The organism is Chryseobacterium sp. SIMBA_038, assembly GCF_046535115.1.
GTDB lineage: Bacteria > Bacteroidota > Bacteroidia > Flavobacteriales > Weeksellaceae > Chryseobacterium.
In genome coordinates, this window is the sequence record NZ_JAWRXH010000001.1 from 122,965 (window position 1) to 142,247 (window position 19,283).

20 protein-coding genes are annotated in these 19,283 nt (G+C 34.9%); all 20 read right to left on the reverse strand.

Features of this window, described 5'->3' with window-relative positions:
• Positions 1 to 9: 9 nt before the first annotated feature.
• Positions 10 to 918 (reverse strand): alpha/beta hydrolase, encoded by a 909-nt coding sequence (locus tag SB689_RS00525; RefSeq protein WP_410690140.1) that lies wholly within the window; start codon positions 916 to 918, stop codon positions 10 to 12.
• Between the two features lie 89 nt (positions 919 to 1,007).
• A complete protein-coding gene (locus SB689_RS00530; protein ID WP_410690141.1) occupies positions 1,008 to 2,015 on the reverse strand; it encodes a bestrophin family protein in 1,008 nt (335 codons plus the stop codon).
• A gap of 15 nt (positions 2,016 to 2,030) precedes the next feature.
• Positions 2,031 to 2,477 (reverse strand): carboxymuconolactone decarboxylase family protein, encoded by a 447-nt coding sequence (locus tag SB689_RS00535; protein WP_410690142.1) that lies wholly within the window; start codon positions 2,475 to 2,477, stop codon positions 2,031 to 2,033.
• 53 nt (positions 2,478 to 2,530) lie between these two features.
• Positions 2,531 to 3,202: a succinate dehydrogenase cytochrome b subunit gene (locus SB689_RS00540; RefSeq protein WP_410690143.1), complete on the reverse strand. Its 672-nt coding sequence runs from the start codon at positions 3,200 to 3,202 to the stop codon at positions 2,531 to 2,533.
• A gap of 82 nt (positions 3,203 to 3,284) precedes the next feature.
• A complete protein-coding gene (locus SB689_RS00545) occupies positions 3,285 to 3,629 on the reverse strand; it encodes a YciI family protein (protein WP_410690144.1) in 345 nt (114 codons plus the stop codon).
• Positions 3,630 to 3,692: 63 nt separating this feature from the next.
• Entirely contained in the window at positions 3,693 to 4,571 is an 879-nt protein-coding gene (locus SB689_RS00550; RefSeq protein ID WP_410690145.1) for a pirin family protein, read from the reverse strand.
• A gap of 33 nt (positions 4,572 to 4,604) precedes the next feature.
• Positions 4,605 to 5,363 carry an SDR family oxidoreductase gene (locus tag SB689_RS00555; RefSeq protein ID WP_410690146.1) on the reverse strand — a complete coding sequence of 253 codons (759 nt, stop codon included), beginning with the start codon at positions 5,361 to 5,363 and terminating at the stop codon, positions 4,605 to 4,607.
• Positions 5,364 to 5,886: 523 nt separating this feature from the next.
• On the reverse strand, positions 5,887 to 8,541 hold the full coding sequence (locus SB689_RS00560) for a sigma 54-interacting transcriptional regulator (RefSeq protein WP_410690147.1): 2,655 nt from the start codon (positions 8,539 to 8,541) through the stop codon (positions 5,887 to 5,889).
• 538 nt (positions 8,542 to 9,079) lie between these two features.
• Positions 9,080 to 9,583, reverse strand: coding sequence for a hypothetical protein (locus tag SB689_RS00565; RefSeq protein WP_410690148.1), 504 nt, complete (start codon positions 9,581 to 9,583; stop codon positions 9,080 to 9,082).
• A gap of 5 nt (positions 9,584 to 9,588) precedes the next feature.
• Positions 9,589 to 10,110, reverse strand: coding sequence for a hypothetical protein (locus SB689_RS00570; protein WP_410690149.1), 522 nt, complete (start codon positions 10,108 to 10,110; stop codon positions 9,589 to 9,591).
• Between the two features lie 11 nt (positions 10,111 to 10,121).
• Entirely contained in the window at positions 10,122 to 10,496 is a 375-nt protein-coding gene (locus SB689_RS00575) for a hypothetical protein (protein WP_410690150.1), read from the reverse strand.
• 282 nt (positions 10,497 to 10,778) lie between these two features.
• A complete protein-coding gene (locus SB689_RS00580; protein ID WP_410690151.1) occupies positions 10,779 to 11,600 on the reverse strand; it encodes an alpha/beta fold hydrolase in 822 nt (273 codons plus the stop codon).
• Positions 11,601 to 11,861: 261 nt separating this feature from the next.
• Complete coding sequence (locus SB689_RS00585) at positions 11,862 to 12,380, reverse strand: DsbA family protein (RefSeq protein WP_066759062.1); 519 nt, start codon at positions 12,378 to 12,380, stop codon at positions 11,862 to 11,864.
• Between the two features lie 2 nt (positions 12,381 to 12,382).
• The gene (locus tag SB689_RS00590) at positions 12,383 to 12,844 is read right to left on the reverse strand and encodes a redoxin domain-containing protein (protein ID WP_410690152.1); all 462 of its coding nucleotides are present in this window, start codon (positions 12,842 to 12,844) and stop codon (positions 12,383 to 12,385) included.
• A gap of 4 nt (positions 12,845 to 12,848) precedes the next feature.
• The gene (locus SB689_RS00595) at positions 12,849 to 13,559 is read right to left on the reverse strand and encodes a YoaK family protein (protein ID WP_410690153.1); all 711 of its coding nucleotides are present in this window, start codon (positions 13,557 to 13,559) and stop codon (positions 12,849 to 12,851) included.
• Positions 13,560 to 13,585: 26 nt separating this feature from the next.
• Positions 13,586 to 14,632: a cupin domain-containing protein gene (locus SB689_RS00600; protein WP_410690154.1), complete on the reverse strand. Its 1,047-nt coding sequence runs from the start codon at positions 14,630 to 14,632 to the stop codon at positions 13,586 to 13,588.
• A gap of 360 nt (positions 14,633 to 14,992) precedes the next feature.
• Complete coding sequence (locus tag SB689_RS00605) at positions 14,993 to 15,667, reverse strand: YoaK family protein (RefSeq protein ID WP_410690155.1); 675 nt, start codon at positions 15,665 to 15,667, stop codon at positions 14,993 to 14,995.
• 24 nt (positions 15,668 to 15,691) lie between these two features.
• Positions 15,692 to 16,150 (reverse strand): lipocalin-like domain-containing protein, encoded by a 459-nt coding sequence (locus tag SB689_RS00610; RefSeq protein WP_410690156.1) that lies wholly within the window; start codon positions 16,148 to 16,150, stop codon positions 15,692 to 15,694.
• A 52-nt stretch (positions 16,151 to 16,202) separates the two neighbouring features.
• Positions 16,203 to 16,760, reverse strand: a complete 558-nt coding sequence (locus SB689_RS00615) for a hypothetical protein (protein WP_410690157.1) — start codon at positions 16,758 to 16,760, stop codon at positions 16,203 to 16,205.
• Between the two features lie 336 nt (positions 16,761 to 17,096).
• Complete coding sequence (locus tag SB689_RS00620; RefSeq protein WP_410690158.1) at positions 17,097 to 19,283, reverse strand: ATP-binding protein; 2,187 nt, start codon at positions 19,281 to 19,283, stop codon at positions 17,097 to 17,099.

The following is a 19,283-nucleotide window of genomic DNA, read 5'->3' on the forward strand; positions in this document are numbered from 1 at the left end:
TTTAATGTATTAATCTGAATTTTTTGCAGCTAATTCTGTAATTGCTTTGGTAAAGAGACCGTTTTCTGAAAATTCTTCGAGAATATTAAAGTGGTGTGCTTTCTCAACAATCAGTTTTTGACCGTTATTACCAACTTTTAGCCATGCATCAATAAAATTGGAAGATTGCTTTACAAAAGCTTTGGTTTCTAAACCTCCCCAAGAAACTATTATGGGAATATTGCTCGGACGAATAAGACGAATCGGACTTAAATATAAAATTTGCTCTGCTGTAATTCTTACTGTTGGCTGAACAAAAGTCTGCGATACCGGTTCCAGATCATACAATCCGCTGATGGCTAGAATTCCTTTAACTGTATTTTTCCCAAGCCCATATTCCTGCCAATCTGTAAAAGCTGCCATCGTGGCGAGATGTGCACCAGCCGAATGTCCGGCAATAAAAATACGATTGGGGTTTCCATTAAAATCAAGAATGTTCTTAGAAGTCCATGCAATAGAATCTCTAATCTGGCGAACCATTTCCGGAATGCTGATTTTTGGTGCAAGTCCATAAGAAATGACAACAACTGTAAATCCTGCTTTGTGTAAACCGGAAGCGACAAAATCATAATCTTCACCAACACCTAATTTCCAATAACCGCCGTGTACAAATATCAAAACGGGGGCGTCCGGTTGTTCAGCAGCATAGACATTTAATCTTTCCATTAATGTTTGCCCATATTGAACGTTTTCATAAACCGAAATTTCGTTGCGCGTTTTTAAACTTTCAGATTGATAGAGGTCTATATATTTAGGAAATTCAAGAACTGCTTTTTCAACATCATATTCTGGATCTAATTCTTCCTGAGTTTGGAATTCTCCAAAAGCGTAGCTAAGAGGAAAATAATTTCCGTCTGAATTTTCATTCTGTATTGTCATAATTTTTGTTTTTTGGCTGATTGTATAAAGAATCTGAGAAATTTCTTTAAAAGCTCATCATTTTAGGCTATAATAATTTAGAAATGAGTCTATGAAATAATATCATGCTGAGGTTTCAACATAGGCGGAAGATTTTTTTCGCCTATCATTTCACGCAAATCAATCTCTATAATACGGGAAATATGAGAAATGGGAACATCATTAGCATTGCCTTCAAAAGGATTTTCGGTGCTTTCGCCAACTTGCCCTAAAGCTTTATAAATCCATGCAATCAGGATACTGAAGGGGATGAGCAGCCATACCATATTGCCTTTCATTATTCCGTCAATATTTTCGTTTAGTTTGTCGAATTCTTTAAGCATTCCAAAAGGAAGCAAAATGCAGAAAAAGTTAACGAGTAACGAGTTGATGATTGCATATTGTCTTGGGTAAGGAAAGTTTTTAATCTGTTCACTTTTCCCCTGCAATACAAAAAATTCTTTCATACTACGTTCCATATCAACGAATTGTAAAATGGCGATTTGCTGAGTTTTATACAATTTTGAAATCGTATCTCCCTGTAAAGACATGATCTGCGCAGGCTTGCTTTGAACGGACATAATGTATTGAAGTTCTTCATCATTCAGATATTTTGATAATTCCTTCTCCAACGGTATTTCTCGTTCCGGAATGGTATAGAACCTCTGATATTCTTTATTATGACGTTTATTTGATGACTCCCAAATCTGGAATTCCCGCATTTCGTAACGTAAAGCCGTCAACCAAGCCAAATGTCTGTATATTAAAATATTGAGTATCTCTTTATCTTCTATAAAATCTTTACAAGTTCCGCCCCAAGATCTGCTGGCATTTAAAATCGAGATCCAAATCTGTTGTGCTTCTAGTGTTCGGTTATACGTTTGCGTATTTTTGAAACCTACAATAAATGCAGCAGCTGTTCCTAAAAGACTAACGATCGTCCATGAAATTGCAATCCATTTAAGCCCGACTATTTCGTAAAGAACTACCGGAATAATATTAATAATCAGTAGTAAATAGATGCTTTTTCTAGTCCAGACTACGAATTCTAAGAGTTTATATGATTTTCCGATGTACATAATTTATTTTCTAAATTATTCAAATTCAGGCTCCATTTTTAGACCGACACCAATGCGGTTCCATGCATTAATTACCGTTGCAGCCATGATGATTTGAGCCGTAAGCGATTCCCCGAACATGGTAATACTTTTTTCAAATAACTTATTTGAAAGTCCGGATTTACCGATATTTGTAATCTGTTCAGTGATTTCTAAAATTAATTGTTCCTCTTTTGTAAAATGGCTTAAAGCTTCTTTCCATACGTTCACCAAGGCAATTTTTCTTGGCTCAATACCCAGTTTCAATGCATCTTGTGTATGTTTATCTAAGCAAAATGCACAGCCATTTAAATGGGAAGCCCGTATTTTGATTAATTCTTGATGCCATTTGTCTATATCCGAATCTTTGATGGTTTGATCAAGTGCGTTGAGAGCCTGAAAACCTTTTGGATATACTTTTCCGATTAAAAGTCTTGTTTTCATAATTTGAATATTTATAGTTTTTTGTTTTTAAATTTGAATAAAATTGTAGCGTTTTATTTAAGCCATCCTACATAAATTGAGATCGGCATCATCATCAAAACCAAGGGAACCGTAACAGAAAAAATATTACATAAAAGTGATAGGAGAGGGTTCCATCCTGAATGATAAATGCCTAGTGATACAAGGGCACTTTTAAATCCATGATACAAGTGCCAGAATAAGGTAAAGCATCCAAAAGTATAAATGATTACTTCCAAAGGGTTTTGAAACTTTTCGATCATCATTTCGTACAATGGTAATTCTTCTCCTGTTTGGAACTGATTGATTCTGTTGGGAATCCAAAAATTTGAAGTATGTATCACTAAAAATAATAGCAGTAGAGTTCCCAAAAGAGTCATACTACGGCTGTACCAGGTTACATTTGGTGTTTCAGTTTTATAAGCATATTGTATAGGTCTCGCATTTCGGTTCTTTTTCCATATTAATAATCCCTGAATAATATGAACTAGAAAACCCACAATCAGCAAAATTTCTATTGTTCTAATGACTGGATTTGTGGCCATAAAATGTGCACCTATGGTAAATGTTTTCCCACCGTCATTGACGAAAATTAATGCGTTTATGGTCATATGAACCAACAGAAAACTGATAAGAAAAAGTCCTGTAAGTGACATTGTAATTTTTCTGCCAATAGAACTTGTGAAAAAACTGGTAGACCATTTCATAATAATTGAGTTTATAATTAAAAAGTTTTTTTGTAATAAAAACAGGCTTTCTCTCATAAAAACAGAAAGCCTGTTTATTAAATTAAGCTACCGGAATAGCCATACGAACCTCAACTGTTGCTCCATATTTAATGATCGGGCAACCTTGTGCCAAAGCAACGGCTTCCTCATAATTTTCAGATTTGATAAGGAATAATCCTCCTATAGAATCTGTACCTGTTCCAAAAGGTCCATTTGTAACCTCTGTACTTGTAATAACCCTTCCATCAGCATCCCAACGTTTTGGGGTACCAACCAATTTGTCCTGACCAGCGATTCCTGCTACCCATTCTTGGTAAGGTTCCATCGCTTCTTTCATTTGATCAGCTGTTGGAGTTGGGCTTGCGCTTGTAATATCCCTACGGATTACTAATAAAAAATCTTGCATAATAATTGTTTTTAATTGTTTATAAAAAATTGAAATTGTTCTCAAAAAATTGTTTGATTGTTTTTAAATGGGAGCTACTACAATACGATTGTCACCTTCCATCTTAATAAAGCCCATTTTACCTGAATTATAATCTTCTAGTGCAGCATTTAAGGATTCATTACTTTCCATAGCCATCGCACCTTTTGTGAAAACTTCCTCATAAAGCGGTTTTCCGGAAATAAAAAGTAGCTGACTGTTAGCTATTCCCTTAAAAGTAATGGTCTCATCGTGGTCTGACTGTCCCATAGCAAGGGCACTGCCTTCTTCCAGTTCTGTGGTTTGCTCATTAGTGATCAGGTCAAAATGTCCTTCAATAGCGAAGACCGTACCCGACCATCCAACCGGAATTGTGTGGGAAAATTCTTTCTCAGCTTCAATAAAAATGTGAAGTAAAGTAAGTGGCTCTGGCGTTGTTATGGGATTTATAACATTTTCTGTTTCTCCGCAAACAACTCTTACCAATACACCGTCTTTTTTAATTTCAGGCATTTGAGATTGATCTATGAATACACTTTGTGGTTTAAGATGTTTTTTGCTGCCGGGAATATTTACAAATAATTGCAATCCTTCTACAGAAGCACCATCCGGTACAGGATATTCTGAATGAACAACACCGCTACCTGCCCAAGTCCAGAGAAGACTTCCGGGTGTTACCGTAATATTGTTACCAAGAGAATCTATACTTTGGTAGGGTGCAGAATCTTCAAACACATAGCTTAAAGCTGCCATTCCTGCGTGTGGATGAGGTCCAAATATATCTTTAGTGAGCTCAAAATGGTCAAAACCAATGATAGGATCCATTAAACCATTAAAATCTTTTGCTCTAACTTTTCTTGCAAAAAATTCATCATTGCCCTGAACAGGAGGCGTAATGACCTCTGATAATTGTAGTTTTTTCATGATGATTAATTTTAAATATTGTTTGGATGACAGTTATGCTTTAGGCTGAGGACGGTTAGGAAACCATTCTTCAAAAGTTAATGTTCCCAGTCTTGCATCATCTTTAGGGACAAGAGTAAGATCTTCGAGTGGAGAACCGAAATACAATGCCTCATTATCTTCTATTACTTCAAGTGAATCTTTGGTTTTAGAAAGGTAGTTTTGTACAAGACCAGATAAGCTGAATCTTTCCGGACCACCAATTTCTACAATAGTGTTGATTGGTTCAGCAAGAGCAATTTCTGCAACGATAGCAGCAACGTCTTCGGCTGCAATGGGCTGAATTTTTGCGGTAGATAATTTAACACTTCCTTCTGCATGTGCTGAGGCAACGATACCACCAAGAAATTCCATGAACTGAGTAGAGTGGATGATGGTATAAGGAACTCCTGATTTTTTTATTAAATCTTCCTGAACTTGTTTAGCTCTGAAATACCCACTTTTTTGTAAACGATCTGTACCTACTACAGATAAAGCGATATGATGCTTAATACTTGCATTGATTTCGGCAGCCAATAAGTTACGGCCTGAAGTTTCAAAAAATTCCATCACGTCATTATCTGCGAATGATGGAGAGTTTGCTAAATCTATAACAACATCACATCCTGATACCGCTTCGGCAAGCCCTTCGCCGGTAATTGTGTTAATACCTGTTGAAGGTGAAGCTGAAATGACATTGTGTCCAAGTTGACGAAGATTATTTACTGTTTTTGTACCAATCAATCCTGATCCTCCAATTACTAAAATTTTCATATTGTAAAGTTTTAATGTTATAATGAAACGATAGTGTTTCTTACTATCTATAAGTCAATTGGCTTGCCATTGATGTATTTGCTTGATTATTAAAACTTTATGTTGATTTATTGAAATTAAATTTCACTGTATTTAGTGAATTCATTTTAGCATTCATTTTATTTAGTGAAACATCATTGAATTTTAAATATTGATTGCTATTGCATAATTCCTTTTTAAACAATAAAAATCCCACTGCTTTTTAGAACAATGGGATTATATATTAAGTCTGTTTAAACTTTTGATTTTAACCACAAAAGAGACAAAAGTAATGATTGAGCCATTTAAAATTGAGCCATTTTTAAAGCAAAAGCCCTCAAAAGAATAATATTTCGACTCCGCTCAATACAAGAAGATTTTTAAAAACTTATGTGTTCTTATTTACTGTTAATTATGAACTTAAATAAAATAATATGTTTAATCTTTTGCTTCTTTTGTGGTTAAAATAAAAAGTTTAGACAAGTTTATTTTTAAAGTTTAATGATCAGCTAAAATAATCAGCTTTACCGATATTAAGTTTTTTCATTTTAGAATGGAGGGTATTACCGGGAATTTCTAATACCTCGGCAGCACCGCCAACACCAGATATTTTTCCTTTGCATCGCTTGAGAGCGTTGATAATAAAACTACGTTCCATTTCTTCAAGAGATTGACCGGATATATTCTCGTTTGCAGCTGAAGCTGTTTCTGATTTTTTAGGAAGATAAACTTCGCGCAATAGATTTCCTGTAGTCATCAATACACTTCGTTCAATAAGATGTTCGAGTTCACGTATATTTCCTGGCCATAAATAACTTTGTAGCTGCTGCATCGCTTTGGGAGAAATTCGTGTGATATTTTTCCCTGTATTTTTGTTGTATTTGGCTACGAAAAAGTTGGCAAGTGCTTCCAGATCTTCCATTCTTTCTCTAAGTGATGGGAGGGTAATTGGGAAAACATTCAATCTATAAAAAAGATCTGAACGAAAACGTCCCGCATTTACCTCTTCTTCCAAATCACGATTTGTAGCTGTGATAATGCGCACATTTACTTTTATAGTTTCTTTACCACCAATACGTTCTAACTCTCGTTCCTGCAAGACACGCAATAACTTGACCTGTGCTTCGAGTGGCATTTCACCAATTTCATCTAAAAATAAGGTACTGTTATTGGCCAGTTCAAATTTCCCGATTCGTCTTTCTGTAGCTCCGGTAAAAGCTCCTTTTTCATGCCCGAAGAGTTCGCTTTCTATAAGATTTGCAGGCATTGCAGCACAGTTTACCTTTATCATAAGTTTTTCTTTTCTGGATGAAGCATTGTGTAAAGCACGTGCGATAAGTTCTTTACCTGTCCCTGTCTCACCTAATATCAAAACGGTAGAATTTGAATCGGCAACCAGTGACATGAGTTGATACACTTTCTGCATTTGAGGACCATTACCTATGATTTCAGAGAAATTGTAAATATTGGTGATCTGTTCTTTCAGATAGGTGTTTTCCTGCTCAAGCTGTTGTTTGTATAGAAATAATTTTTCATTAGCCTGAATATTTGCGATTGCGACAGAAACTTGTGAACAGATACCTTTTACGATAGCTATATTTAAAGAATCTGCCAGTAACCATAACGTACCTATTTTTGTATTCCCAACTTTCAGTAAAGCTGCATAAGTATTCTTGAAACCTACTTTCTTCCATAATTGTGCAAATAAAGAATTGGTGGTTTGTAATTCTTCTTCCACATTAAAAACCACAGGTTCAGTGCTGTTGACTACTTTTGCTGTATAAGGTTCTTCTACAGTCAGTTTTATAGAAATACGTTCGTCATGACTTGGCATTGCATCTTTAAAAAGGCTGGTGTCTGACATGTAAGGAGTCAAGCCAATTCCGTCATCATCAAAAGTATGTATCATTGCCAGTTTGGTATCCAAAGCATCTCGTAAAACATTAATGATAGCATCCTGTAAATCAGTTTTAGTTCTGGCACCTGCAATTTCATTACTAAATTGAAGAAGTACGGATTGTTCGTGATTTCTTTTTTCCAATGCATCATTTGCCATGATATTTGCCATGGCAGTGGATATTTGGGCGCATATACCCTGTAGTAGAGAAATATTGATTTCGTCGATGCCCAGCCATAAAATACCCAGATTTGTCTCGCCGTTTCGCAATGCGATACCTGCCATCATTTTATAACCAATGCGTTTCCAAAAATGCAAATAAGCTGATGTGACACCTCTTTCTATTTCAATGTCTACACTAAATAATAGAGGAATATAGCTGTCGAGTACCCGACTTTGCAGACCGTCATTGATAGGGAAGGTTTCACTGCCGACACCAATCAATATAGGATCATCGGGTGGAATGATACTATCATCATGGATGTAAGTGCTCATTGTTGTACCGTCATCATTTATTTTCCGTACTACAAAACCATTAATGTTGTTTATTTTTTTTAGAGCTGCCTTAACGATCTGTTCAAGCTCATTTTTACTTCTTACAGTTGCTATTTCATAACCAAAGTCTAACAGGAATGATTTTTCAATTTCCTTTTTTTCAAGCTCTTCATTTTTTATAATATTAGAAACTGCTACAGATAGTTGTGGAGTGATTCCCTTTATAATTTCCCTAAATTGTTGCGTAAAACTTTCAGATTTATCAGAATAAATATGTAAAAAACCAATAGGCTTATCCGCATTCCATAACGTAGTCATAAGAACTTCCTTTATACCACCTTCATAATTTATTCGTAAAAAAACCGGACTTTCAGGCAAATCCATCACATCCTTCAGAATAAAAGATTTTGGACCGTCATTAGCGATTATACAATCAATAAAAGGTTCGTGTAATTTAAAACGGGATGCTACTAAATTATCATAAAAAGAATGCTCTCTGATGGGCGAAGCATCCGTATTCAAAAGAAATGGCCAGTACGTATTATCTTTTTCATCAATAAGCGTAACAATAGTATGAGTGAAATAAAATAAACTTTTTACCCGTTTAGAAAAAAGCATGATGAGGTCATTCTTTTCTCTTACTTTGGTAAGGTCTTTACCTAATTCAAGGAGGATCTGTCTTTCATTTTTAAAAAAATCATTGTTGATTTCTTCAGCAATAAGATCAAATTGTTCAATATTCGAATCTAGATTCTTTACTTTTTTCATTTAGATAAATCGACGAAATAAAGGTTATTAACAGTTGCCAAGAAATAAAAAAGTATCTATTTAAATTATTCCTTTAATGTAAATTTAAATAATATTTGGAAGAATAAATAATTGTGAAGAGTCTAAAATTTTTTAGACCTTATTTTGTGACCTTTTCTGGATATTCAAGTTTAAAAATTAAAGCTTTCAGATTTATTTTTGGTTAAAATGAGTTTACGAAACGACGTTACTGCCTGTAAAATTATTTAATAATTTAAGAGATGAATTTTAATATTAATATGCTGTTTTAGGCTATTCATTCAAATCAATAAAAAATAAGATATTTATAGTATAATTACTTAATTAACAACTAAATATTAATACTTGTTAGAAGATATAATTGTAATTGGTTTAAATTAAATATACCCCATTTAAGAATATTTTTCATACAAATTCAAATAGTATTTTCAGATCAACGATAAAAATAATCCCTAAGACAAAATCTTAGGGATTATATATTTAATGATATAAATTTTCTTACTTCAGAAGTTTGAAAACATTACTGAACGATTAAATAAGTTGCATTTTCCGAAGGAATATAAAACCAAAATGCATCAGTTAAACTTCCGTCAACAAAATCTGAGCCCGATAGCGGACAAGCAGCAAATGCAGATGGATCGGCCATATTGAAATCGACATCAGGCGTTGAATTGGTTGTGCCCGGATATGTTGTATGAAACCAAAGAAATTTCCAACGGGTAAGATTTGATACTGTAGTAAGTAATCCCGAAGGAACTGATTGGGAGAGCGGATTTCCCGTGGGAGACAATCTCACAGACCAATTATTTGTATAGGGAGCCGAATCATTAAAGTTGTCGATCACATCTTGCGTATTCGCTGGAAAATTCATACTTGCAACCACTTCTGGTAAGCAATTGTTTGTATTACCAGCTATAACACGCATTACAAGGTCATAATTGGAGTAATTCTGAAGATATAATTTCCCTTGTGAAAAAGATAACGAGAATATAAAAACTGTTAAGAGTATTAGTATTTTTTTCATAATTTTTAAGGTTGTATTATAAAGTATGTGTCGTTTCCTACGTCAAACCAAAATGCATTAAATGGAAATGGCTGTGTTGGTGTAGGTGATAAAGTAGAAATTATAGGTGTATTACAACCAATCATTCCTATAGATGCACCGCTGTAATACAGTGGGGCACCGCTGGGATCCTCTACATAGAATTTATTCATCTGCCATTTGGTTACCGGGCCTAAAGCAATAAGTAATGAAGATGTTGCAACCTGTGGCGGAAGAGTAGTGGTTGGGTTAATTTGTACCGTCCAGGTATTAATTGGCGGACTTTGAAGATGACTGTTGTAATACCCATTATAAGTTACTGCGCCACCTGGAGGAACCATAATCGGATAATTGGTTCCGCTGATATTAGGAATACAATTGTTTGTCTGATCCGATCCTACCAAGAAATTTGATAAATTATATGAGGTATAATTAAATATGTTCATCTTGTTTTGAGCCTGCAGACCAATTGCACTCATTGCAAAGAGTGATAAGAATATTTTTTTCATGATCTTGGATTTTAGTTTTCCGCTTTTTGGTTAGCTTTTAAAGTGTTCAGCTTAGAAAAATAAAGATTAGTTGCTTGTACGATTACTTTTTCTTTTTCCACTCTGCTGGCTTGGCTAGGGTTGCTGTTGCTTTTTCCTACCAATTGTAAAGAGGCATTAAATAAAATATCCAGTGATCTGTCATTCAATTGTGCGCCTAGGCGAGCCTTTTCTTCAGGTGTTGATCTGTTTTCAGGTTTCATTATTTCCTTAAGAGCTTTGTCGAAAGATGTCATTTCTGTAGACTTCATTTCTTCGGTAGAAGCTAGAGTTGCTCGTTCAGTTGAACATGAGAATACTACACACAAAATGCCGGCATAGAATGCCGAAAGAAGAGTTTTTTTCATAGTTATTAATTTTTAGAATTAATTTTAGTTTGACGAATATATAAAATATTTCACTATATAGTTACTTTTAATGAAAAATTTTAACATAATAACTTGAAAAGATGGGCGATTCAGTTAAAAATAAAAAATACAAGTCTTGTTTTAGTGATTAATTTTAGGATTAAACATGAATTCCAACAATTATCCTATATCGAATATTTTCTCTAATATTTTTAAAAATTAAAACAAAAAAGCCCTTGAATATTGCTATTCAAAGGCTTTCTATTCATTTATAAGAAGAAATTATGACTGTATAAATTCTAAAAGATCTTTATTAATGACATCAGCATGAGTAGTCGGCATTCCGTGAGGGAAACCAGGATAAGTAATTAATGTTCCGTTTTTCAATAATTTTATTGATTTCAGGGCTGCATTTTGGTAAGGTACGATCTGGTCATCTTCTCCGTGAAGAACCAAAACAGGAATATCAACCGCTTGTAAATCTTCTCTGAAATCCGTTTCAGAAAACGCTTTAATTCCGTCGTAATGAGCAACGATTCCACCCATCATTCCTTGTCTCCACCAGTTTCTCTGAACGCCTTCTTTTACGTCAGCACCTTCTCTGTTATACCCGTAGAAAGGGAAAGTAAGGTCAATGTAAAATTGTTGTCTGTTGTTAAGAGTTTGGTCTCTGATTCCGTCAAAAACAGACATCGGAACACCATCAGGATTGCTGTCGCTTTGAACCATAATTGGTGGAACTGCGCTGATTAAAACCGCTTTTTTAGCTCTTCCATTCGCATATTTGTTAACATAACGAATTACTTCACCACCACCTGTAGAGTGTCCGATGTGAACAACGTCTTTCAGGTCAAGAAATTCTACCAATTCTGCAGCATCAGCAGCATATTGTTCAATAGTATGGTCATAAATATCCTGGCTAGAACGTCCGTGACCTCTTCTGTCATGAGTGATTACTCTGTATCCTTTCTGTAAAAAGAAAATTACCTGTGCATCCCAATCATCGGATGATAAAGGCCATCCGTGGTGAAACATTAATGTTTGTCCTTTTCCTTGATCTTTGTAAAAAATTTCTGTTCCGTCTTTTAATTTTAGTGTGCTCATTGTTATTGTATTTAATTGTTATTATTGATTTATATTAAAATTATTTTCTTGTCTTAATTCTTTAGCAAATGTAGTACAGTGAAATTCAATCTCTGTTAATCTAGTTTAATATCGTTCGATTTTGATAAAAAAAAATTAAAAACTTGATTTTGTAATATATTTTTTATTTTGGCAGCTATTTCCGCCTTCCGTTCCCAATCTTTTTTGCTGGCGCAAAAAAGGATTTCCACTCAAGTCGGGCTGCGTGAGATTCGATGTTTTTTAAGAAGCCGTATTTTCGTTCAACAACTGAAACAAATCTTCCGCACCACCATCGAATTTTTTTCCATTGACAAAAAATGAAGGAGTTCCATTCACTCCGCTGATGATTCCGCTTTCGAAATCTGCATCAACCTTTTCGGCCAATTCCGGTTTTTCAAGATCTGTTTTGAACTGATCAATATTTAAATGTAATTTTTGTGCCAATTCTAACAATAAATTTTCATTCAAATATCTCTGATTTTCATAGATCGCATCATGCATTTCCCAAAATTTTCCTTGTAAATTGGCCGCTTCTGCTGCGAGTGCCGCCGGTCTTGCATATTGATGCATTTCGGATAACGGGAAGTTTCTAAAAACAAACTTGATCTGATTTCCGAACTGACTCATCAATTCTTTTAAAACAGGATAAGCTGCTCCACAGTATGGACATTGATAATCTCCATATTCAACGATAACTAAATCGGCATCTTGATTGCCTTGTGTGTGGTCAGTATTGCTGACAGCTGGTTTTAATGACATAATTATTGTGTTTTAAGTGATTCTAATGCTTCTAAAATTCCATCTGCACCAGGGTTTATTGCCATTGGTGAGAGGTAACTCCATTCGATGATGCCTTCTTTATTGATGACAAAAAGAGCTCGGTTGCATTCTCCTTCTTCTTCATTATAAACTCCATATTTTCTGGCTGTTTCGCCTTTAGATTCAAAATCTGCCAACAATGGAAAATGTAAATTTCTGGATTGCGAAAATGCTAAATGACACCATTTGCTGTCCACCGAAATACCAAAGATCTCAGCGTCATATTTTTTGAAATATTTTAAAGTTTCGTTATATAAAGCCATTTGGTCACTGCAAACAGGGCTCCAGTCGGCTGGATAAAATGCAAGAATCACATTCTGTCCTTTAAACTCTGACAGGGTGATTTTTTGATCCGGTGTTGCAAATAATGTAAAATCCGGGGCAATATCATTTTTTTGTAACATGTTATTAGTTTTTTTTAAGTTTAATATTAAAAATTGAAATCCATAATCCGCAAATCAGTAATAAGAGTGCAGGAAAACCCAAAGACCAATTCCCTAAAAAAGAGAGTAGGAAAGGAGCCGCAAACGCACCTGATAAAAAGCCAATCCATAACAGTAAAAGATGAATTGCGTTGGCTTTATATTGCTTTTTTTCCGTTCTGTCATTGGTCATACTCAACATTGCGGTGTTTCTTGCCAGGCTGTTTAATGTTCCGGTCACAAAATCTGTATTTACTTTTTGGTTCCCGACAGAAGTTACGATTGTATTCATAATTCCCATTGAAAAACCGATAATTGAAATAGAGGATATGGTATTAATATTATAAAAATAAGCAATTATTGTATAGAAAATCAAAATTCCGGAAACTATGTAAAATGTTAATATTTGGTTCTTAATTCTTTTATATAGTGATAAACAGGTTCCTGTATAAATTCCCAATAGAAAACTGGCAATAACTGTAACCGATGTGATGATAACTCCATATTTGTCGGTAGAAAGTGCGGCGCCTAACTGTGTGGTGTTTCCACTCATAAAAGACACGTATGTTTTCCATTTGATAAGACCTGTTGCATCGATGTATCCTGCAATCAAAGCAAGAAATATGGCCAATCTCTCCTGTATCCTGATCTGATTATCTGAAAGAGAAGCGCTTTCTGAAATTATAGACTTATCCATTTATGATAGATTTAAATAGAAAGTCCTTATTTTTTAGGCTGAATAAAAACCTTCTCTGTCGGGAATTTTTCTATTTCACCTTCTTTCAATCCAAAATTAGTTATCACTACATCTTTCGGGTTTCCTGCCAACCATTCGCTTAGATCAATGGACTGATAGGTTCCACTATTAAATCCAATCAAAATTTTACAAACCGTATCTCCTGTATTTTTAATATAGTGTCCGGCTCCCATTGGAACGTAACCAACATCTCCTGCATTAAATTCCTCAGTCACCACCGTACTTTCCGCTAAGAAAACCGACATCTGTGCCTGACCGGAAATATAATATTGCCATTCGTCAGCGTTAGGATGCCAGTGCATTTCTCTTAAAGCGCCCGGCTGTAATTCTATAATTGAACCCGACATGGTACTGCTGATAGGAAATTCTTTGCTGGTAACCAATCTTTGTAAGCCTCCTCCTGGAACGATTCTGGGTTGTTGTGCGTGTAAAGGATAACGGTGAAAACTGGTTAATTCTATATCTGATTCTTCCGGACGGGCAGTTGCATTAAATGATAATTCATCCGGAACAATTCCTGCCGCGAAATAAGCTTCTTTTTGAGGTAATGCTGCAACTTCTTCAAGAGTTAATCCTAAGTTTTGAGCAACAATTTCCGGTGGCATGCATGAAACAAAATCTGTAACACTGAATGTATGGTCTTCAGAAAAATTACCATTGTCAAAAATTAAAATAAAATGACATTCTTCTGTTCCCGTTGCCTGTATTGAGTGTCCGTAACCTTTTGGAAAATACCAAACATCACCCGGTTCAAAATTATCAACATAACTGTGACCGTCAGGATGAATGATCGTTGTACGAACAGTTCCTGAAATCACGTAAGCCCATTCTGCAGCGTTGGCGTGCCAGTGCAATTCTCTCATGCTTCCCGGCTGTAGTCTCATAGAAACTCCGGCAATGCCTATAGAAGCAGGGAAATCTGTAACAGAAGCTCCTCTTGTTGTTCCGCCATCATTGGTGCGGGGTTCTTTTTTTTCTAGTTCGTATCTGAAACTTAATGATTCGTTTTTCATAATAGTAGTTTTTATTGATTAATGAGTGTTTGTCTTTATTTCTATTGTAAAGCTACCAAGGAATCATCATATTTTTAAGTGTCATTCGGTGAAAAGGCAAAATGAGTCGGTGAGAATTTAAAAGGAATAGATAATGAAGTTATTTATGTTTTAAAATGAAAGAATTGAATGTAGGATTGGTTTAAGCATGATTCTAAATACATATAGTTTGTCATTTCGCAGAAATCTGAATTGTAATCTAAATTTCTAGTTGATAATCCTTCAAAATGAAAAAAAATAAAATTGAAGATCATTTTAAATAAAAAAATCACCAAGATTTCTCGGTGACTTATGTTTATTAATTTATATAAGTTTTAATTATCAAAAAGATAAAGAAATTTTTCTTGAAAAAACGGTATAATAAACAGTTATTAAAATTCCCGGAATCAACATAGAAACCAAACCAAACCTAGATGAAATCAAAGCTCCTAAAATGCAGCCTATCAAAAAGTTCGTTAAAAGAACAAGTGATTTTTTTAGTTCTATCAGTTTTTCAAAAGTATGTTGCGTAGAAATATAAGAGAAAAAATCCAGTATTGCTTTGGTCACATTACCTGTCATAACAGTCGTTGGTCCAAATGCTGAATTTGCATATAATCTATTCACAGTATTCTGTATTCCCATAGAAAATACAATTAACATGAGCATAAAATGATACACAAAACCTGTCGTTATATGATTTTGTTTCAGAAAAAAAGCAAGAATACCGGCTATGATGAGATATATGCCGATCCAAGCAAATATTCCTCTTTCATTTTTGTACCAGCTGTCAACTTTTCTGGTCAAAATTACTGCTAAGATAAAAACAGGAAAGCTTACAAGATTTATAAAATCACTCATAGCAGGATGATTAGACAATTTATAAGCAAAAACAACAAAATTCCCGGTAATATGCGCCGAAAACAAACCATCCGCAACAGTAAAGGTACTTGTATCTACAAATCCTGCACTGAAAGCCATGATAATGGATGAATAAAAAATGGCATCTCTTTTCATTGGTTTATATTGTTATTTTTTTAATTAAATGCAATTTCCAACTCTTTTCCATGTCAGTTTATGGATCACTAATCGGGAATTGCTTGTAAATGGTTTCTCACTTTCAAGGTGTAGAAATCCGTCTTTAAAAAGTACGATGCGATTTTGTGTCTGTCCTGTCCAGTTTGGAAAAAGTGACACATACATCGTATGACTTACGATCTGTTTTTCATCATCAGTTTTAAATGGACCGGAATAGGCAAGGTAAGTTGAACCTTCCTGTGTATATTCCTCTGGTGTTGCGTTTGTCCAATGTTCCTGATGAAAATCTTTTCGTTGAGCATTCATAATTTGTGCCGACATATAACCATCAGAACTATAAATAATCAATCCTTTTGGATTTTCACCCATGGGATGGGTAATTTCTCCGCCGTTTACAGGGACTTCAATTAATTCTACTAAAGTCCATGTTCCTACTATTTTTTTAAACAAAGTATCTTCCATAATCTTTATAAATAAAATGAGCGTACCTCAATACGCTCATTATCTTTTTTTATTAGAAAGGTTGATTATATTTTCCTGTCAACGCTTTATTTTCGATACTTTTCGCGAAGTTTGGCGTTTCTTCGTGATTGTGAGCGTCGGAAGCGGCTTGTCTGGAAGCTGCGGCATCTGCAAGGTTTACGTTGTGTTCTTTCAGATATTCAAACATTTCCGGCGTTGCGGTTGCGTGAATTTCGTTGGTGTAAAGACAAGTGTTGTCGTCAATTTTTGTGACTTTCAATTCCCATAAAACCTGAACTTTTGTACGACCGCCTTTTGTAATAGAATCCGAGATGGATAACATACGGCAGTAATCAGGGCGGTGCTCAACGGCAACGTAATGTTGTACCATTAAAGCGTCTCCAATTGTTTCAACATTCAATGATACTGGTTCGCCATCGTAAGTTGATGAAATCGCAGCTCCGATGTGCTGAGTTGAACAACGCTGATATTCTGCGTCCGGAAGGTTTAGCAACCAATCTGCAATGTTAACTTTTTCGATGGGTGCATTGATAACTGCAGTTACAGTTGAGTGAGATAATGCGTTTTCTGTTGTTTGTAGAATTTCCATGATGTTTGAATTTTAATTGTTAATATTATTGTTTGTATTATTTAATGATGTAAATCTACCATCAAGTCGTTTCAAAATCAGTCGGCATTCGATGAATAGGCAGAAAATGTCGTTGAATAGGGATATAAAACTCAATGAAATTAACATGATTACTTCAATCTTTGTTGAGAATAAAATTTGATGTAATTTATTTTAAAGGAACAAAGAGTCCCGAAGGGACGATTTAACAGAGGATTGGATAAAATCCAATCAAACAAAAACAAAAAAATCATCAGAAAATTCTAATGATTTTGTATGGGTTGAAAAAATTAACTCGAAAACTTTAAGATTTGATTTTTATAATGATTTCACAAAAATTTTCGCTTCTTCAAGTGCTAAATTGATGATCTTCTTAACCTCTTCCAAAGCCTGTTGCAATGTTGTATTTTGTTCTGTAGCCATTTCCAAAATATTCAGTTTTTCTTCTAATAAAGGGAGAATTCCCATAATAGCTGTGCTGGATTTAAGATCGTGCGCTCTGAGTTTTACTGTTGTAAATTCATTGTTCTGATAAGCTGTCGTAAGCTGTTGCAAATGTTGCGGAATATTTTCGATAAACTGTTGGGTAACTGTTTTCTCAAACGTTTTATCGCCACCGCTTATGGACTGCATGTAGGTCAAATTTATGTATTGAAAACTGGGAATTATTTCTTCAATTTTTATTTCCGTTTGTGGAATTTCTTCTAAGCCGAAATTTGATATTAATTTAAAAAGTTCTTCCTCTTTTATAGGTTTAGAAATGTATTCATTCATCCCTCGGCTCAGGCATTTTTCTCTTTCGCCAGCGAGTGCGTGTGCGGTCATTGCGATAATTGGAACGTCTAATTTCAGAACTTCACGGATCTGTTGGGTTGCGGCATAACCGTCCATCTGGGGCATTTGAATATCCATCAAAACCAAATCATAGGTTTGATTTATGAGTTGTTGAACGGCTTCTAAACCATTAGAAACAACATCAAAATCAATATTCCATTGTAATAAAAGATGTTTCATCAGACTTTGATTGATGGTATTATCATCAACCACCAAAACACGCAAAGGCGCATTTGATTTATCTTTAAAATAATCAGTATTTGCAGAAGTTATTGTGTTAAGCTGTTCTTCCGAAATACCGTAAGGAATGTAAAAACTGAAAGTCGTCCCTTTTCCCTGTTCGCTTTCTACATCGATGTCACCGTCTTGTAACAGGATTAATTTTTTAACAATAGACAATCCTAAACCTGTCCCACCATAATTTCTTGTGGTAGATTCTTCTCCTTGGTTAAATCTTTCAAAAACTTCGCTCAATTTTTCTTTATCGATTCCTATTCCGGTATCGGAGATCTTAAATCCAAGAACAATTTCTGTTTCAGTTTGAGATTTTTTATAAACTTCAATATCTACTTTTCCATGATGGGTAAATTTTATCGCATTCCCAATGAGATTGACCAAAATTTGGGTAAGTCGTGTTGCATCGCCCGTCAGCGTATCCGGAATTGTTGTATCCACTTTGCTGAAAATCGTCAGTTCTTTTTCTTTTGCGCGCTCAAGGAAAAATGTTTCTACAGAATTTACTAATCCATTAATACTGAAGGTTCCGGGTGTGATGCGCATCATTCCTGCTTCAATTTTAGATAAATCAAGAATGTCATTAATGATCGCCATTAAATTCTCTCCCGACCGCTGAATTGATGATACAAATTCTGTAGAAGTCGCATCCAAAGGTCTTTTTTGAAGTAAATTGGTAAAACCTAAAATTCCACTTAGCGGAGTCCGTATTTCGTGGCTCATATTGGCGAGGAAATTTTCCTTAGTCTGCGCGGCGACGGAAGCTTTCTTTTCTGCAATATCCAAATCTTCTATCAATAATCGTTGTCTTTTGAACTGACGAAGGATGTGGTAACCGACAACAGCGCCACTCAATATCAATAAAATCAATAAAGAAATATCGTAAAGTCTGGCCTTTCTTCCCATTTCTTCGCTTCGTTTACTAAGTTCCACCATATGTAATCGGCGGCTTTCGTAAATTTTTGCTGTGATCGTTGTGATTTCGTTGGAAATTATTCGTGCACGTGGATTCGCAATCGATGTATTATCATTCATATTTCCCAAAGAAAGATATCGATGTAATAATTTTTCCTTGGTTGTTTTTTTCTCCATCGCAAGAACGCTGAGCCTGTGTATCAAACGTTCTTCTTCGGCATCTGTATTGTCTTTAGATAAAGAATCTAGAAAGTTTTCAATTTGATTGATTTTCTGATTGATACCTTCCAAATGTGTAGTGTCATTGGTGGCGATAGAAGCTCGTATTCTGCTTTCCACACCTAAAATATCACGGTCTATTTCTCTTAAATGATTGCTGGAACGCAGTTCGTTGAGAAGCGTGTTATTATTTTGGATAAGTGCTTTCGTATTTTTAGCTGAATTGATCTGAACAGCTATCAATAATATAGTTCCTGCAATAAATGTAAGAATTATAAAATAGCTAAATCGTTTGTTTTCCAT

What these genes read in the sequence shown, in the direction of transcription:
- SB689_RS00525 (WP_410690140.1), bottom strand. Translation starts at nt 918, where the DNA reads ATGACAATACAGAATGAAAATTCAGACGGAAATTATTTTCCTCTTAGC.
- SB689_RS00530 (WP_410690141.1), bottom strand. Translation starts at nt 2,015, where the DNA reads ATGTACATCGGAAAATCATATAAACTCTTAGAATTCGTAGTCTGGACT.
- SB689_RS00535 (WP_410690142.1), bottom strand. Translation starts at nt 2,477, where the DNA reads ATGAAAACAAGACTTTTAATCGGAAAAGTATATCCAAAAGGTTTTCAG.
- SB689_RS00540 (WP_410690143.1), bottom strand. Translation starts at nt 3,202, where the DNA reads ATGAAATGGTCTACCAGTTTTTTCACAAGTTCTATTGGCAGAAAAATT.
- SB689_RS00545 (WP_410690144.1), bottom strand. Translation starts at nt 3,629, where the DNA reads ATGCAAGATTTTTTATTAGTAATCCGTAGGGATATTACAAGCGCAAGC.
- SB689_RS00550 (WP_410690145.1), bottom strand. Translation starts at nt 4,571, where the DNA reads ATGAAAAAACTACAATTATCAGAGGTCATTACGCCTCCTGTTCAGGGC.
- SB689_RS00555 (WP_410690146.1), bottom strand. Translation starts at nt 5,363, where the DNA reads ATGAAAATTTTAGTAATTGGAGGATCAGGATTGATTGGTACAAAAACA.
- SB689_RS00560 (WP_410690147.1), bottom strand. Translation starts at nt 8,541, where the DNA reads ATGAAAAAAGTAAAGAATCTAGATTCGAATATTGAACAATTTGATCTT.
- SB689_RS00565 (WP_410690148.1), bottom strand. Translation starts at nt 9,583, where the DNA reads ATGAAAAAAATACTAATACTCTTAACAGTTTTTATATTCTCGTTATCT.
- SB689_RS00570 (WP_410690149.1), bottom strand. Translation starts at nt 10,110, where the DNA reads ATGAAAAAAATATTCTTATCACTCTTTGCAATGAGTGCAATTGGTCTG.
- SB689_RS00575 (WP_410690150.1), bottom strand. Translation starts at nt 10,496, where the DNA reads ATGAAAAAAACTCTTCTTTCGGCATTCTATGCCGGCATTTTGTGTGTA.
- SB689_RS00580 (WP_410690151.1), bottom strand. Translation starts at nt 11,600, where the DNA reads ATGAGCACACTAAAATTAAAAGACGGAACAGAAATTTTTTACAAAGAT.
- SB689_RS00585 (WP_066759062.1), bottom strand. Translation starts at nt 12,380, where the DNA reads ATGTCATTAAAACCAGCTGTCAGCAATACTGACCACACACAAGGCAAT.
- SB689_RS00590 (WP_410690152.1), bottom strand. Translation starts at nt 12,844, where the DNA reads ATGTTACAAAAAAATGATATTGCCCCGGATTTTACATTATTTGCAACA.
- SB689_RS00595 (WP_410690153.1), bottom strand. Translation starts at nt 13,559, where the DNA reads ATGGATAAGTCTATAATTTCAGAAAGCGCTTCTCTTTCAGATAATCAG.
- SB689_RS00600 (WP_410690154.1), bottom strand. Translation starts at nt 14,632, where the DNA reads ATGAAAAACGAATCATTAAGTTTCAGATACGAACTAGAAAAAAAAGAA.
- SB689_RS00605 (WP_410690155.1), bottom strand. Translation starts at nt 15,667, where the DNA reads ATGAAAAGAGATGCCATTTTTTATTCATCCATTATCATGGCTTTCAGT.
- SB689_RS00610 (WP_410690156.1), bottom strand. Translation starts at nt 16,150, where the DNA reads ATGGAAGATACTTTGTTTAAAAAAATAGTAGGAACATGGACTTTAGTA.
- SB689_RS00615 (WP_410690157.1), bottom strand. Translation starts at nt 16,760, where the DNA reads ATGGAAATTCTACAAACAACAGAAAACGCATTATCTCACTCAACTGTA.
- SB689_RS00620 (WP_410690158.1), bottom strand. Translation starts at nt 19,283, where the DNA reads ATGGAAAACAAACGATTTAGCTATTTTATAATTCTTACATTTATTGCA.